The organism is Methylomonas sp. DH-1, assembly GCF_046097555.1.
GTDB classification, from domain to species: Bacteria; Pseudomonadota; Gammaproteobacteria; order Methylococcales; family Methylomonadaceae; genus Methylomonas; species Methylomonas koyamae.
The window spans coordinates 3,174,571-3,188,916 of record NZ_CP143089.1; the positions used below are offsets into that span (position 1 = coordinate 3,174,571).

A 14,346-nucleotide genomic window follows, 5' to 3' on the forward strand; every position below is an offset into this window, starting at 1 on the left:
CAATGCACCATCGGCGTTGCGCTAGCGGCAAATTGGTCCGTCCCGCGCTTACCCAAGACCAAGCTCTACCGCGCAAGCCGCTCAGCTTTGCCGCGGTTCCGCCGAGTCGCTCCCATGCCGCCGGCGGTTCCAAACAAATCCAAGCGGAACGCAAAGCTCGCCGCCACCCGGGGTTTATTCCACTGCCCTTTCCGTTTCATCGCGCTCCTTGCTAAAGTCTGTCGATAGCTGAGCTATGCTTTGCTTTCATTCCGGAGCCCATGACTCAAGGACCTTGATGGCTGGATACCCAACTTTCGACGATTATTTGCGCAATATAGCGTTGCCGATGCCGCTAAGGTGGCTTGCGGTTGCGGCAATGTATTGGCTAACGGCCAGATTGGCTTTGCTGTACTTTGCCCCGAACGGCACCGCCAGCGTATTTTTTGTGGCGAGCGGATTTGCGTTAGCCGCGCTGTTGCTGGGCGGCTGGCGCTATGCCTCCGCGATATTGCTGGGCGCGTTGGCGCTGAATGTATTGCAGGGCAAGACATGGCTGGCAGCAGCCGTGATCTCGCTCGGCAGTACCGCCGGCACCTGGCTGGGCGCCTGGTTGCTGCGCCGTATGCAAAATTTCGACCACAGTTTGCCCACGCTGCGCGATTATTTGCTGCTGATCGGTTTGGGCGGGGTATTGGCCTGTTCGTTGCCGGCGATTGTCGGATCGTTGACCTTGTTGAACTCGGGCATCATTAGCCCGCACAATTTCCTGACCACTCTGTTGCATTGGTGGATGGGCGATACGCTGGGCGTGATTTTGACGACGCCGCTACTACTGGTATGGAACAAGCTTCCAGGCAAACTGCATGGCCGAACACGCTTGTTCGAGGCGGTTTTGATCGTGGCGATGAATGTGATGGCCGGCCAATTGGTATTCCTGGATTGGTTCCACGATAGCCTCGGCAGCTATGCCAAAAGTTACTGGATATTTTTGTTTGTCAGTTGGGCGGCGGTCCGGTTGGGGAGCCGCGCCACGACCTTGATCCTGGTCATTACCGCCAGCCAAGCAATGTCCGGTTTAGTACGGCAACGCTCGGGGTTTATCGACCCCGGCCTCGGCGACAACCACGCGCTGAATTATTGGTTTTTCATGGTGGTGCTGTCGGTGGTCGGCATGGCGCTGGCTTGCTATTTTTCCGAACGCCACAAGGCGCTGGAAACCCTGGCCGACCGCGAGGAATTGCTTAGAACCCTACTGAAAGCCATGCCGGACAAGGTCTGGTTGAAAAACCCGGAAGGCGTTTATCTGCTGTGCAATCCCAGTTTCGAACCGCTGTTCGGCACTACGGAACAGCATATTGTCGGCAAAACCGATTACGATTTTGTCGCTCCCGATCTGGCCGATTCCTACCGGCGGCATGACCTGAAAGCCCTGGCCGCCGGTAAGCCCAGTAGCCATCAGGAATGGCTAAGCCACGCCGACGGCAGCCATACCGCGCTCTACGAAACCATCAAGACCCCGGTGAATAACAGCGAGGGCAAATTGATCGGGGTATTGGGCATGGCGCGCGACATTACCCAACTGCGAGAAACCCAGATTGCCCTGGGCGAGCGAATCAAAGAGCAGAAGTGTCTGCACGCGGTGTTCCGTGCCACCGAGGATTTGCAAAAACCGCTAGCGGACGTGTTGCAAGCGGTCGCGGCATGTTTGCCGGCGGCATGGCCCGAGCCGGAAACCACTGCGGCGGGTATCGAATGGGACGGCCAGCGCTACGCCACCGATGGTTTTAAACATCCGCTCGCGGTGCAAACCGCCCCGATTCGCATTGACGGTGAGGTGCTGGGCTGCGTCACGGTGGCTTGTTCGGTTCCAAGTCCGGCGCCGCAGCCCGGTTTGTTTGCAGACGATAAACGCGGCTTGTTGGAGGCGGTGGCGGAGCGACTCAGCGATTTCATCGGCCGCCGGCGGCGGGAAGAATCGGCCCGCAATCGCGAACGCATTTTCAGTTCGATTGTCTCGCAGGCCACCGACGCCATCACCTTGATCGATGCGCAAACGTTCGAATTCATCGAATTCAACGATGCCGCCTGTTCCAGTTTGGGCTACAGCCGCGACGAGTTTGCCCGCTTGCGCCTACCCGATATTCAGGGTGAGTTCGACGCCGACACCGTCGCCAAGATGACAGACGACTTCATGCAAGCCGGATCGGCCCAGTTCGACACCTTGCGCCGGCATAAGAACGGTTCGCTGCGTAACGTCCATGTCAGCCTGCAGGTGATAGAGATTCGCGGCCGCAAGCATCTGTCCTTGATCTGGTCGGACATCACCGAACGCAAACAAATCGAGCAGCAGTTTCGCCACCTGTTTGCCCATAACCCGGCACCGATGTTGATCTACGAACGCGGCTCGCTGGCCATGGTGGCGGTCAACGACGCATTCAGCGCGTTGTACGGCTACAGCCAGGAGCAGGCGCAGACATTGAAACTGACCGACCTGTATCCGGACGAACAGAAACAGGCCATTGCCGATTTGGCAGCCGGTTTGCGCGGTTATGCCAATATCGGCGAATGGCGGCATGTTCGCCGGGACGGTTCGACGATAGACATCATCTCCCGCTCGCATGACATTACCTTTTCCGAGCGCAATTGCCGGGTGGCGGTGATTACCGACATCACCGAGTTGAAACAAGCCGAATCGGAACTGCGTAAACTGTGGCTGGCGGTGGAACAGAGCCCCAACAGCATCGTGATCACCAACCTGAATGCCGATATCGAGTATGTAAACCGCCGATTCAGCGAAGTAACCGGCTACCAGCGCGACGACGTAATCGGCAAAAACCCGCGCATTTTACAGTCGGGACACACCAGCCAAGCCGTCTACGATGCCATGTGGGATACGCTGACCCAAGGCAAAAGCTGGTCCGGCGAACTGGTCAACCGGCGCAAGGACGGCAGCGAATACGTCGAATGGGCGCAGATTACCCCGGTGCGCCAGCCGGACGGCAAAATCACCCATTACCTGGCGATCAAAGAAGACATTACCGAGAAAAAACGGGTCGCGCAGGAGCTGGAATCGTATCGCCATCATCTGGAAGATTTGGTGGCGGCGCGCACCCGTGAGCTGGTTCAGGCGCGTCAAGCCGCCGAAGCGGCGACGCTGGCCAAGAGCCAGTTTTTGGCGAACATGAGCCACGAAATCCGTACGCCGATGAATGCCATTCTGGGCATGCTGTATCTGGCTTTAAAGCAGGAATTGCCTGCCGGCTTGCACAACCATCTCAGTAAAGCCCAGAGCGCGGCGCATTCGCTGCTGGGCATCATCAACGACATTCTGGATTTTTCCAAAATCGAGGCCGGCAAGCTGGAGTTCGAAGCCACCGAATTTGCGCTGGACGGCGTACTCGAGCAAATCACCGATGCCATCGGCTTGCAAGCCGAACAAAAAGGGGTGGAGTTTCTGATTCGCTACGACGTCAACATCCCCAACATGTTACTGGGCGATCCGTTGCGCTTGAAACAGATCTTGCTGAACCTGTGCGGCAATGCCCTCAAGTTTACCGAACGCGGCGAAGTGGAATTAGGCTTCAGATTGCTCGGCAAAAAAGAAGATGTGGCGACGATCCAAATTTCGGTGCGCGATACCGGTATCGGCATGGATCGGGAACTGCAAGGGCGGCTGTTCCAAAAATTTACCCAAGCCGACCAATCCACGACCCGTCGTTTTGGCGGCACCGGGCTGGGCTTGGCGATCAGTAAACATTTGGTCGAGATGATGGGCGGCCGGATCTGGATCGAAGATTCGCAGTCCGGCAAGGGCACCACCATGTGTTGCACGATTCAATTGCCGGTCTCGTTGCAGGCCGAAGCGCACCGCCACGAATTGTATTTGCAAACCGGTCCCTTGCTGAGAGGGCTGCGGGTGTTGGTGGTCGACGACAACGAAGTCTCCCGCGAAATTTTGGCGGAGATGCTGGGTTATTTCCAACTGGAGGTCAGTGTCGCCACCGGCGGCTTGGCGGCTATTCGGCAATTGGAAGCGGCAGCCGACCGGCCGTTCGATCTGGTATTGATGGATTGGCGCATGCCCGGCATGAATGGCGACGAAGCGACGCTGCGCATTCACGCCAACAGCGCGATTGCCCGGCAACCGAAGGTCGTCATGGTCACTGCCTATGGCCGGGAAGATGTGATGCTGCTGGCCCGCCAAGCCGGCGTGGACGGCTTTTTAGTCAAGCCGGTATCGCCTTCGGCATTGCTGGACACCATTTTGTCGGTGCTCGGCCGCGGCCGCCTTCCCGACCAACCGGCGCATAGCACGGCATCGGCCGGCCGGCCGGCCGCCGCCCCCAATTTTTCGGGCTGTTTGGTACTGTTGGTGGAAGACAATGCCATCAACCGCGAGTTTGCTATCGAGTTGTTACGCAGCGTGGATATACAGGCGGATCAGGCGATGGACGGCGAGGAAGCCCTGAGGATGGTGCAGCAGCAACGTTACGATTGTGTGTTGATGGATATTCAGATGCCGGTCATGGACGGATTGGAAGCCAGCCGGCAGATTCGGGCATTGGCGCAGCAAACCGGCGATGACTACTATGCCCGCTTGCCGATTATCGCGATGACGGCGTTGGCGATGGCCAGCGATACCGAGCATAGTCTGGCCGCGGGCATGAACGACCATATCAGCAAACCGGTCGAGCCGGAGCGTTTGTTCGCCTGCCTGCGTAAATGGTTGCCAAGCAAGGCGGCTGGCGATGCGACGCCGAGTAGTGCTGCGTCGCCGCGAACCGGCCCTTGTTCGGCCGATTTGCTGGCGCTGCAAAGCTTGCAAGTTGGCGAAGGCTTGCGCCGCATCGGCGGCAAGGAAGCGGCGTACCGCAAACAATTGAAACGCTTTCGCGAACATTACGCCGATGCGGTTTCGGAACTGCGGCGCTTGTTGCAAGCCAACCAACTGCCGGCGGCGGAAAACTATTGCCATGCGCTGAAAGGCGTGGCGGGCAATCTCGGCGCCAACAAGTTATACGAATCCGTCACTCAAATCGACAGCCTACTGAAGCGGCAACAAATTCCGGAAAACGCCGATATCGACCGCCTGCAGGAATTGTTAGGCCAGGTAATCGACGACATCGACAGTCTCGCCGAACAGCCGCTGCCCGAGCCGCCGGCCGGGACGCGGCGGTCTCAGGCCGAAATACTGGCTATAATCCATGCGCTGGCGGCCGTGTTGGAAACCGATTTGGGAGCCGCCGAAGCGCTAATGGCCGAATTACGCTTGGCTGCGGCGGGCGGACAATTCGAATCTGAAGTCAATCAGATTGCTGCTCAGGTCGATGCGTTTAACATCGATCAAGCCCTGATCCTACTGGCCGGCTTACAACAACGCCTGACTAGCCGGCACTGATTGAATCGCAAAAATCACATGGCAGAGTCCAACCATAGCAAGCCCCGCATTCTGATCGTCGACGACGTCAACGAGAATCTGCACGCGCTATTAAGCATCCTGCGCGACGATTACGCCGTGATGGCCGCCACTACGGGCGAAAAGGCGCTGGAATTGGCCACGCGCCTACCCGGCCCGGAACTGGTGTTGCTGGATATCAAAATGCCGGGCATGGATGGCTACGAAGTATTGCGCCGGCTGAAAGCCGATCCGAGTACCGCCGACATTCCGGCGATCTTCGTCACGGCCTTGTCGGAAACCGCCGACGAAGCCGAGGGACTGAGATTGGGGGCCGTCGATTACATCACCAAACCGGTCAATCCCGACCTGCTAAAGCAACGCATATTGACCCAGCTCGAGTTGCGCCGCTATCGCCGCAAGCCACTGCTATCGTTGAGCGAACGCATCGCGATCCGGGAAGAGCGCCCGGCCTTGCTGCTGGTTGACGACATCCCGGATAACATTCACGAATTGGCGGAGGTATTGAAAACGGAATACCGGATCATGGTCGCCAACAACGGCTACCGCGCGCTGGACATTGTCAACGGCGCCAACCCGCCGGACCTGGTACTACTCGATATCGTCATGCCCGATTTGGACGGTTACGAGGTGTGCCGGCGGATCAAGGCCACCGCCATCGGCACCCGCATTCCGGTAATTTTTGTCAGCGTGGTCGATGCAACGGCCGACAAGGTACGCGGTTTCGCGATCGGCGCCGCAGATTACATCACCAAACCCTTCGATATAGACGAAGTGCGGGCGCGGGTGCGCACCCACTTGGAACTGAGCCGGCTCAACCACCAATTCGAGCAATTGGTCGAGCTGCGCAGCGCCGAACTGCGCCAGTTGGAAGCGATCGTCAGCCGCTCGCCGGTGATCGCGATGACCTGGTGCAATGTCGAAGGCTGGCCGGTCAATTATGTCAGCCGCAATAGCGTAGCCTGGGGCTATACGCCGGAGAAGCTGCGTTACGGAACCTTAGCATTCGATGAATTGGTCCACCCGGACGACCGTGCACGGATCCATGCCGAAATCCACGAGCACATTGCCGCGGGAACCGACGAGTTTCGCCAGGAGTATCGGCTGCGCCATGCCGACGGCCACTGGCTGTGGCTGGAAGACTTTAAACGGCTGACTCGAAACGCCCATGGCGAAGTGGTAGAGATACACGGCTTATTGCACGACATCACCGCCCGGCTCGAAGCGGAACGGGCACTGAGCGAACACGAAGCGCAATTGCGGGCCATCGGCGACAACCTGCCGGAAGGCTATGTCTACCGCTACGAACTCACCCCGGATGGACAGGCCAGATTTCGCTACCTTAGCGCCGGATTTGAAAAATTGCATGGGCTAAAGCCGGCGCAGGTGCTGAACGACATGACGCTGTTTACCCGCCAGATCGCGCCGGAATCGCTTGCCGACCACAATGCGGCGGAATCCAAGAGCTCTCTCGAGTTAAGCGTCTACCGCGGCAACTATTTGTTTAACTTGGCGGACGGTTCCCAGCGTTGGGTGGCGTTCCAGTCCAGCCCGCAACGGCAGGCCGATAACGGCGTGGTTTGGGATGGGGTCGGCATCGACGTCACCCAGCGGATCGCCAACGAACAACAACTGATTTTACAGGCGCGGCGCGCCCAAGCCCTGCTGGAGCTACCGAAAGCGTCGGAAGAACTCAGCGAAGTCGCGTTGATGCAGCACGGCCAGGCGCTGGCGGCACAACTGACGGCCAGCCGGAGCGGATTTATCCATTTTGTGCATGAAGACGAGCAGATGATCGAATGGGTGGCCGGACCGCAGCAAGCCCAGGTGCCGGATTGCCCCGCCGCTCTCGGTAACCGCTATCCGCTCAGCCAGACCGGGATTTGGGCGGATTCGCTCAGGCAACGCCGGCCGGTCGTGTTCAACGATTGCAGGCCGGTTAGCGACGGCGCGGCGGCGGTCCTGTCCGACCTGTCGCGTCTGATCTCGGTGCCGGTTATCGAAAACGGCAAGGTCGTCATGCTGGCCGGGGTTAGCGATAAGCCGACGGATTACTCTGAGCTGGATATCGAGACCGTCCAGTTAATCGCCAGCGCAATTTGGCGTATCGTTCAGCGCAAGCGCGCCGAAAATAAAGCCGCCCGCTTCAGCCAGGTGTTGGAACGCTCCACCAATGAGATTTATACCTTCGATAGCCGCAGCTTGCGCTTCATCGACGTCAATCAAGGCGCCCGCAATAATCTGGGCTATTCGCTGCAAGAATTGGAGCGGATGACGCCGCTGGATCTCAAGCCCGAGTTCAGCGCGGAAAGCTTCGAAAAGTTGGTCGCGCCACTACGCGCCGGAAGCAAGCGCCACTGCGATTTCATCAGCCGGCATCGGCGCAAGGATGGCAGTTACTACCCGGTTGACGTGCGGCTGGAGATCAGCGCCGACCAACCGCCGCTGTTCGTGGAGATAGTCAACGATCTGACCGAAACCCAGGCGATGCAGGCCCGCATTACCGAATTGTCCCGTTACGATACGGTGACCGGTTTGCCGAACCAGCCCTATTTCGAGGAGTTGTTGTCCGCGGCGATCGATCTTGCCGCGAGCCAGGACTATGAGATTGCCGTGGTGCGGCTGGATATCGAAAGCTTCCACACCATCGACGACAGCTACGGCTATGAGATTGGCGATCAAACCCTCAAGATTGTCGCCAGCCGACTGGTCAAAACCGCCGGCAACGAAGGTATCGTCACCCGCATGGCCAAAGACAACTTCGCCATCGCCTTTCCGTTGGTCAAGAGCGTGCTGGAGGCCAAGGAGTTTGCGGAGAATTTGCAGTTGGCCGTGTCCGAGCCGGTGCTGTTGGCCGAACACGAGATTCATCTCGAAGCCAAAATCGGCATCAGTTTCTATCCGACCGACGGCATCGCCGCCCACCAATTGGTGCAGCGCGCCGGCATTGCCTTGAATCATGCCAAGGCGGACAAGGTCTCCGGTTTGCGCTTCTTCGAACGGGAAATGAACGACTTGTTGCTGTCGAAAATTGCCCTGACCAACGATATGCGCCACGGCATAGAGCGCGGCGAATTCGAGCTGTATTACCAACCCCAAGTATCCCTGGCCACCGGCAAAATCGTCGGCCTGGAAGCCTTGGTGCGCTGGAACCACCCGGTGCAAGGCTTTCTGCCGCCGGGTAAATTTGTCATGCTGGCCGAAGAGTCCGGATTGATTCTGCCGCTGGGCGACTGGATTTTGCAGCGGGCCATCGGCCAGATGCGGGAATGGCAGGATGCCGGATTGGCCGACCAATTTTTCACCATCGCGGTTAATGCCTCGGCAATGCAAATGCAGACCGGTTGTTTGGTCGATTCGATTCAAAAACTATTGCACGATTTCGGGCTGCCGGCCCGCTGTGTGGAGCTGGAACTGACCGAAAGCCTGCTGATGAGCAACGTCAGCGAAACCAAAAATCTGTTGCAAAGGCTGAAGGCCTTGGGTATCCAGCTCTCGATAGACGATTTCGGCACCGGCTATTCGTCGCTGGCGTATCTGAAACAGTTTTCGGTAGACAAGCTGAAGATCGACAAGAGCTTCGTCGACCATTTCACGACCGACCCCAACGATGCCGTCATTGTCCAAGCCACGATTGCGATGGCGCACAGCATGGGGCTGACGGTGATCGCCGAAGGCGTGGAAACCCAAGCTCAGGCCAATTACCTACGCGCCTTGAAATGCGACCAGATTCAGGGCTATTACTTCAGCCGGCCGCTACCCGCCACCGAGGTATCCCGATTAATCCAATCCGGCACCTTGCTAGACCTGCCTGTCCCGGAACACAAACAACATATCCTGTTAGTCGACGACGACCGGAATATCTTGTCGGCACTGAAGCGCTTGTTTTATCGAGACGGCTACGAGGTTCTGATGGCACGCAGCGGCGAAGAGGCGCTGGATTTGATGGCCAATCATGTCGTGAAAGTGATTATCGCCGACCAGCGCATGCCCAACATGACCGGTACCGAGTTTTTGGCGCGCGTCAAAGTCATGCATCCGCGCACGGTGCGTATGGTTTTATCCGGCTACACCGATTTGTCGACGGTGACCGAGGCTATCAATCGCGGCGAGATTTACAAATTTCACACCAAGCCCTGGGACGACGACGCCTTGCGCAACGATGTCCGCGATGCGTTCTCGCATTACGAATCGCTTGGCCAGGCGTTAAATTGACGATCCTTGCGGGCATCGAGGCTACCAGCGCCAAGTACTCTGCTTGGAGGTTGGCAGCGATTGCGGCCGCTCGAACGCGCTGCTCGACGAAAATATTATCCTGCCGGTTTTCCATACAATTTGGCGCATATCCCCCTCCCACACAATCTCACATCATTTCAATCCGGCATGGCTGAAACTGGCAGTTCGAATATTGGCGACGAAGTAGCTAAATTTGTTATCGATGCCGGCCACCGCTAGTTATTGGTTGATCTGCACCAATCACTATTTCCGCAAGCGGTGGATTTGGTAGCGGATAGCGGAAATCACCTGTTTTAAAGGCTACCGGACCTCACTATTCCAAACGGCATAATTGGGGCCAATCTCTGGAAGATTGGTCGCGCATTTAGCAGGACGGAGCGCATCGGGATTAAGTCGATGTCCGATTAGGGCGGCCATTCGAAAGGCGTTTCACGCTGGGCTGCGATTAGATCGGCCCGCAACAACGAGATACCAATGTAATTGCGCCGGGACAATCGATCAGGTATTTCGAGCTGCCAGAACAGAGTTGGCGAAAATTTTGCTTTGCTGTTTGCGGTTGATATCGAATGCACTTGGGTTGCCGGCTTAGAAAACATACCGTCTGGGAGGCCGTCAATGGCTTAGCTGTTATTGCTTGTCTATGAAAACTCCGAACAGGCGATCCAAGCCGGCGAATGTTGGCGAAATTTCGCAGGCTTAAGTTCCGTGCTGGCGAATCGGTTTGGCGTAGGTGAATTTAACGTTCGGTTCGCGAGCAACGCATTAGCCGGATCAAGTAATTTAGGGATTGCAGTGGAGGTTTATCATGAGACGGGGTAACGGATTTGGCATTGTCGCGTGCTGGCTGGTTTTGACCATAGCGCCGGCTTTGGCGCAAGAATCGAAATTGGAAGTCGGCAACGGCGAACGTTTGTTGGTGTTGGCACCCCATCCGGACGACGAGAGCCTGAGTTCCGCGGGTTTGATCCAGCGCGTGTTTGCCAAGGGCGGATCGGTAAGGGCCGTCGTCGTCACGTCGGGCGATGCCTACGTTGATGCCGTCAAAATGGACACCGGGAAAAGCCGATTATCGCCGGCCGATTATTTGGCGTTCGGCGAGAAACGCCTGGACGAGTCGCGCCGCGCAGCTCAGATTTTGGGCGGCAGTTTCCTGCACTTGGATTTGATGGGGTTTTCCGACGGCGCGATCTACGCCGCCCTGGTGTCGCATTGGCGGCGTAACAGCCCGTTTCGATCCCGATTTACCGGCTTCGACCACGTGCCGTACCGCGATAGCCTGGATTGGGGCAATGCCCAAGACGGCAAAGATTTGGTCGGCGAATTGGTGGCGATCATGAAAGAGACCCAGCCGACCATCATCAGTTTTCCGGACGTTATGGAGGACGATTCCGACCACGCCGGTTTGGGTATGTTTGCCTTGCTGGCCGTACACGAATGGCGCGCGCAAACGCAAAACGAACGCAGCAACCCGAAAATGTTGGCCTACTTGGTGCACTGGCCGCATTGGCCCAAGGGTTCGGATTGGGGTATAGCCCAGGATTGGAGTAACGAACCGATGCATTTGCCTGACAATTTACCGGCGCGCGGGCATCGCCGGGTTTGCCTGGATTTGACCCAGGCCGAGATTGCCGGCAAGCACGATGCGATTGCCCAATACCTTACCCAACAACGCATCATGGCCGACTTTTTGGCGTCCTTCGTCCGCAGTAGCGAGTGTTTTACTCAGTTGGCACCGACCAATGCCAACCGGATCGAGACAGTCATTGAGCATTGGCAGCAGGCGCGTAAGGCGTTTAACAGCCATCCGCTGGATAGGCGAAAAATTTAGCGCCCGCGGCAGAGGTAAGGGTTGTGGCGAACAATAACCACGTTGCTTATTTGGACAGTATCCGCGGCTTGGCGGCAATGGCAGTGATTACCGAACATTACATAATCGCATACGGCTTGCCGTGCCGCGATGCGCTTTGCCAGCGTGTGTTGGACATGCCGCCCTTCAATTTCTGGTGGGACGGCGGCGCGGCGGTTTCGATGTTTTTTGTGCTGAGCGGGATGGTCTTGTCGCTGAAGTATTTTCGACTCGGTTGCCATCCGGACCTGCAACATTTCAACTTGGTCAATTACACACTCAACCGTTTGTTTCGACTGTGGCCGCCCTATTTGGTGGTGCTGGGGCTCAGTGCCGCGTTATATCTCGCCGCCACCGATGTACCTTTTACAGATAACGCGTTACCGCCCAGTTCTTGGCTTACCGATACCTGGCGCGCGAATCCGTTAAGCGCAACGGATATGTTGCGCGAGGCGGTGCTATTGAAATTGCCGGAAAACGTCGTGTTACTGCCGCAGGCTTGGACATTGACCATAGAACTGGCCTTGTCCTTATTGCTCCCGGTCGGCCTGTTATTGGTGGAACGCGGAGCGGTCTGGCTAGTTTTTTTTGCCTGTTTAGTAGTTTCGCTGCTGGGCGTGTCGGCTTTTTTATTGCACTTTTTGCTGGGCTTGCTGATCGCCAGAAATTACCGAGCAATAGCCGGATATTTCAAAACCAGAGTCTTACGGCGCAGGCTGTTGTTGCTGATCGGCTTTGCGCTGTATACCTCGGGCGGACTAAACCAGAACAGCCAAATGCCGGAGAGTATCGTCTGGGCCATATCGGGATTGGGGGCTGGCGCATTGTTAATGTTCGCGGTGGCATCGACAAGGTTACAAGCCCTATTATCGCTGCCGTTGCTGCGGCAAATCGGTCGCGTCTCGTACAGCGCTTACCTGATTCATATGCTGGTGCTGTTGTGCGTTACGCCGAGGATACTGCATGGGATGCAAGCCGTAACCGGTAACCGCTCCCTGTTGTGGCTCGGAGGCTACGGCTTATCCGTGGCTGTTGTATTGTTACTATCCTGGGCTTGCTACTATTTGCTGGAGGTTCCCAGTATCGCTTTGGGTCGCCGCACCATCGGAATGTTTTCTTGACCGGGGCCGGAGGATGCCGAACAGCGCGAAGCGCATCGGTCGCGATTGGTGCGGTTGGTAAATTCACGACACCCTAAAGCTGATTTCGGCCGGACAGGCTTTGTTGCATTAACCCGATGACATCCCCATGTTAAGGTCAAATTGACTGACCAAACGCCCTGATGCCGCAGCCCCGACCCACGAAATATCGAACCACGAACTGGCGAGACTACAACCAATCCCTGAAACAACGCCGTTCGCTGTTGCTCTGGATTGATAAAGAGATGAATTGGCTTGCGCCTGGCAGTGGCAAGCCAGGTCGGACAGATAAGTTTTCCGATGCCGCCATACAGTTTTGCCTGATGATCAAGAACCTGTTTGGTCTAGCGTTATTACGCCAAGCCAGTGGGATGGTGACCAGTTTGTTGAAGTTATCGGGTCTCGATTGGCGACGCCGGACTACTCGACCTTATGTCGCCGCCAGCAACGCTTACAGGTCTGCATTGCCTATCGTCCGAATCCGAAGGGCCTGCATTTGCTTGTCGATAGCACCGGCGTGAAGATGCTGGGCGATACCCAAGGGCATAAAAGGCGAATACCCAAGGGCACAAGTGGAAAACTAAAAAACATGGCGCGGAGTATCGTCGCCAATGGCGCAAGGTTCATTTGGGTATCGATGCCGAAACCCTGGAAAATTGCCGGATCGGCAAACTACCGGCCATATTAGCCGTGGATGCTGTAAACGACCCACACCGCCGCGTTCGCGACCGGATATTTGGCTTACAGCCGCGCTGAACTATTAAGTGTCATCGGCCGGCCAATGACGGCCAATATTTCATTCGAAATAGTGCGCTAACCGCCGGAAGGTGAACCGGCTCAGGCCAGCCGACGCCTCAGCCTGCCTCAAATGGCGCCGCTTATTTTCTCCAGCCACAAATCCTCTTCGGACTCCCGAAAACACCAATGCCAAGGTTCGTATCGATAACCCGATGCGTTGCCCGGCGGGTAGGACATAACGAAGCCGAAGCGGCCGGCGTTGGCCTGTAACCAGGCGCAGGCTGCGGTCAGTTCGAATCCGAGTTGCATCGCCGGCGCATCCGGGCAGGTTAAATCCACCGCGCGGCCGGTATGGTGTTCGCTGTAGCCCGGCGGTGCCAGCACGGTCAGAATGTCACCGATGGCCGCCCCTGCATCAAGTTTGGCGCGGATCAGCTCGGCCTGGCGTGCCACGCTGCGGTAGGCGGAAATCAAATAAATCTCGACACCGTCGGCCGCTGCGGCGGCTTTCATTGCTTGCCAGGCGCGGCCGGCTGCCGGAGTCATGAAAAACGGCCTGCCGTTGCGATCGACATCGGCGACGGCCAGCCGCTCCGCCGCGGGATACAGGCGCAGGCCGCGGGCTTCGACCGCTGCGACGGCAATCCCCAGCGCTTGGCAAATCGCGCGCGGATCGCAGGTTTCGGTTTCCGGGCAATGCGCCATGTCCGGACCGGTTAGCCGTGCACTTGAGCGAATCGGCCGCTAGCGGCCAACAGTCCACCGGCACTAAGCGTCGTTGCCGGCGATTTCGCAGCAGCCGTCTGAAAGGCACGCGACAACTGGCCCCACCGGGATATACCGATCGGATTAAGCTGCCGATTTACTTCTTTCATCTCCACCCCCTGCCAAAGCCAATTCCCAAGTCGCCGCAGCGGCTTGGATTTTGCCCAAATCAACAGCATGGTCCCTACCGCGGGAGACAAGGTGCATTTTGCTAGCACTCGATC

General features: G+C 57.3%; 5 protein-coding genes and 1 pseudogene. 5 read left to right on the top strand and 1 reads right to left on the bottom strand.

Features of this window, described 5'->3' with window-relative positions:
* Window positions 1–358: 358 nt before the first annotated feature.
* From VXJ35_RS14455 to VXJ35_RS14475, 5 genes and pseudogenes are all read left to right on the top strand, one after another.
* On the top strand, window positions 359–5,380 hold the full coding sequence (locus VXJ35_RS14455; RefSeq protein WP_064022105.1) for a PAS domain S-box protein: 5,022 nt from the start codon (window positions 359–361) through the stop codon (window positions 5,378–5,380).
* Window positions 5,381–5,398: 18 nt separating this feature from the next.
* Window positions 5,399–9,613 carry an EAL domain-containing protein gene (locus VXJ35_RS14460; protein ID WP_157198189.1) on the top strand — a complete coding sequence of 1,405 codons (4,215 nt, stop codon included), beginning with the start codon at window positions 5,399–5,401 and terminating at the stop codon, window positions 9,611–9,613.
* 826 nt (window positions 9,614–10,439) lie between these two features.
* Window positions 10,440–11,462: a PIG-L deacetylase family protein gene (locus VXJ35_RS14465; RefSeq protein WP_064022107.1), complete on the top strand. Its 1,023-nt coding sequence runs from the start codon at window positions 10,440–10,442 to the stop codon at window positions 11,460–11,462.
* A gap of 23 nt (window positions 11,463–11,485) precedes the next feature.
* Window positions 11,486–12,601 carry an acyltransferase gene (locus tag VXJ35_RS14470; protein ID WP_064022108.1) on the top strand — a complete coding sequence of 372 codons (1,116 nt, stop codon included), beginning with the start codon at window positions 11,486–11,488 and terminating at the stop codon, window positions 12,599–12,601.
* Window positions 12,602–12,864: 263 nt separating this feature from the next.
* Window positions 12,865–13,307: pseudogene (locus VXJ35_RS14475) on the top strand (transposase).
* A gap of 176 nt (window positions 13,308–13,483) precedes the next feature.
* Here the strand turns inward: VXJ35_RS14475 and VXJ35_RS14480 are convergent.
* Window positions 13,484–14,062, bottom strand: a complete 579-nt coding sequence (locus tag VXJ35_RS14480; protein ID WP_064022109.1) for a D-alanyl-D-alanine carboxypeptidase family protein — start codon at window positions 14,060–14,062, stop codon at window positions 13,484–13,486.
* Between the last annotated feature and the right edge of the window lie 284 nt (window positions 14,063–14,346).